Below are 2648 nucleotides of genomic sequence, written 5' to 3' on the forward strand. Positions count from 1 at the left end.
GTGCTAACGTTTGTCCAATCGGTCAAAAATTTGCGTAGCATGAAAACGCGGCAAAGACCAAGCGTTGGGCGCACCGAAACAGATTACAAGGGGAAGTCCTGGTCATGTCCAACCGGCTGAAAGTCACGCCGAACGATCTCAGCGCATTCTGGATGCCGTTCACGGCAAACCGGCAGTTCAAGCAGGCGCCGCGCATGATGGTGTCCGCCAAGGACATGCATTACACGACCAGCGACGGCCGCAAGGTTCTCGACGGCACCGCCGGCCTGTGGTGCGTCAATGCCGGCCACTGCCGTCCCAAGATCACCGAGGCGATCCAGCAGCAGGCCGCCGAGCTCGACTATGCGCCCGCCTTCCAGATGGGCCACCCGATCGTGTTCGAACTGGCCAACCGCCTGGTCGACCTCGCGCCCAAGGGCATGGACCATGTCTTCTTCACCAATTCCGGCTCGGAATCGGTCGAGACCGCGCTCAAGATGGCCATCGCCTATCATCGTGTGAAGGGCGAGGGCTCGCGCACCCGGCTGATCGGTCGCGAGCGCGGCTATCACGGCGTCAATTTCGGCGGCATCTCGGTCGGCGGCATCGTCACCAACCGCAAGATGTTCGGCACGCTGCTCGGCGGCGTCGACCATATGCCGCACACGCATCTGCCCGAGAAGAACGCCTTCACCAAGGGCGTGCCGGAGTATGGCGCGGAACTCGCCAACGAACTGGAGCGCATCGTCGCTCTGCACGACGCTTCCACCATCGCCGCCGTCATCGTCGAGCCGGTCGCCGGCTCCACCGGCGTCATCCTGCCGCCGAAGGGTTATCTCGAGAGGCTGCGCGAAATCTGCACCAAGCATGGCATCCTGTTGATCTTCGACGAGGTCATCACCGGTTTCGGCCGTCTCGGCACGCCGTTCGCCGCCGACTATTTCGGTGTCACGCCAGACATCATGACCACCGCCAAGGGCGTTTCCAACGGCGTCATCCCGATGGGCGCGGTGTTCGTGAAGAAGGAGATCCACGACGCCTTCATGACCGGCCCTGAGCACATGATCGAGTTCTTCCACGGCTACACCTATTCGGGCAACCCGATCGCCTGCGCGGCCGCACTCGGCACGCTCGACACCTACAAGGAAGAGGGCCTGCTGACCCGCGGCGAGGAGCTGGCGCCGTACTGGGAAGACGCGCTGCATTCGCTGAAAGGCGAGCCGAACGTCATCGATATCAGGAACATCGGCCTGATCGGCGCGATCGAGCTGGCGCCGATCGCCGGCCAGCCGACCAAGCGGGCCTTCTCGGCCTTCGTCAAGGCGTTCGAGCGCGGCGCGCTGATCCGCACCACCGGCGACATCATCGCGCTGTCGCCGCCGCTGATCATCACCAAGGGCCAGATCAACGAATTGATCGACCATGTCAGAGAAGTCTTGCGAGCCATAGATTGACGAACTGGACGCGGATATCCCTCCCCCTCGAGGGGAGGGTGGCCGCGAAGCGGTCGGGTGGGGTCGGTGCGACTGGGTGCCGACCTGATCTTTTGCTGCGTGGCCGCGTCTGATGCCCCGTACCCGCGTGAGCTTCGAAATGCGCCAGAAGGCGCGCGCGCTTCGAGTTCACGCGACCAAGGGCGAATCCCTCCTGTGGTATGAACTGCGGGAGTTGAAATCGGGAGGCATCAAGTTTCGCCGTCAGTGCCCGATTGGGCCTTATATCGTTGACTTCGTTTGCTTGGCGGTGAAGCTGATCGTTGAGGTCGACGGTGATCTGCACGAACACGAGAAGGGTAAACGGCACGATGCTGTTCGTGATGCCTATCTGCGCTCTCTCGGGTTTCACGTCTTCCGTGTTGACGAGCCCGATGTCATAAACAGCGCGTGGCATGTCGCGAGATGGTCAAGGGGAAGGTTGAGCATATGTCAGCCGACCCCACCCGACCGCTTCGCGGCCACCCTCCCCTCGAGGGGGAGGGGGACGCCGTCGCCCCGCAATCGATGAGGTTTTAGAGCATGGCCGCACCCGGCGAGAATCTGCGAATCAATTCAGACCGTTTGTGGGATTCCATCATGGAGATGGCGAAGATTGGCCCCGGCATTGCCGGCGGTAACAATCGCCAGACCGTGACCGACGAAGACGGCGAAGGGCGGCATCTGTTCAAGCGCTGGTGCGATGCGGCCGGGCTCGAAATGGGCGTCGATGAAATGGGCACGATGTTTGCCCGCCGCGAAGGCACCGATCCCAGCCTGCCGCCGGTCTATGTCGGCAGCCATCTCGATACGCAGCCGACCGGCGGCAAGTACGACGGCGTGCTCGGCGTGCTGGGCGGGCTTGAAGTGGTGCGCTCGCTCAACGATCTCGGGATCAAGACCAGACATCCGATCGTCGTCACCAACTGGACGAACGAGGAGGGCTCGCGCTTTGCGCCGGCGATGATGGCGTCCGGCGTGTTCGCCGGCGTGCTCGACCAGGCCGATGTGTACGGGCATGTCGACAAGCAGGGCAAGAAATTCGGTGAGGAGCTCGAGCGCATCGGCTGGAAAGGCAGCGAGAAGGTCGGCGATCGCAAGATCCACGCCTTCTTCGAACTGCATATCGAACAGGGTCCGATCCTCGAGGACGAAGATATCGACATCGGCGTCGTCACTCATGGCCAGGGCCTGAAG

3 protein-coding genes are annotated in these 2648 nt (G+C 62.5%); all 3 read left to right on the forward strand.

Features of this window, described 5'->3' with window-relative positions; translation table 11 throughout:
* Positions 1-104 precede the first annotated feature (104 nt).
* A complete protein-coding gene (locus EN939_RS29100; protein ID WP_127271138.1) occupies positions 105-1433 on the forward strand; it encodes an aspartate aminotransferase family protein in 1329 nt (442 codons plus the stop codon).
* 139 nt (positions 1434-1572) lie between these two features.
* Positions 1573-1983 (forward strand): endonuclease domain-containing protein, encoded by a 411-nt coding sequence (locus tag EN939_RS29105; RefSeq protein ID WP_236382994.1) that lies wholly within the window; start codon positions 1573-1575, stop codon positions 1981-1983.
* 11 nt (positions 1984-1994) lie between these two features.
* On the forward strand, positions 1995-2648 hold a 654-nt coding region (locus EN939_RS29110; RefSeq protein ID WP_127271139.1), incomplete at its 3' end, for a hydantoinase/carbamoylase family amidase.

Source organism: Mesorhizobium sp. M7A.F.Ca.CA.002.05.1.1 (genome assembly GCF_003998335.1).
In the GTDB taxonomy this organism is placed as follows: domain Bacteria; phylum Pseudomonadota; class Alphaproteobacteria; order Rhizobiales; family Rhizobiaceae; genus Mesorhizobium.

Excerpts from the sequence above, each read along its gene's own strand:
- EN939_RS29100 (WP_127271138.1), top strand. The coding sequence starts at position 105 with ATGTCCAACCGGCTGAAAGTCACGCCGAACGATCTCAGCGCATTCTGG.
- EN939_RS29105 (WP_236382994.1), top strand. The coding sequence starts at position 1,573 with ATGCGCCAGAAGGCGCGCGCGCTTCGAGTTCACGCGACCAAGGGCGAA.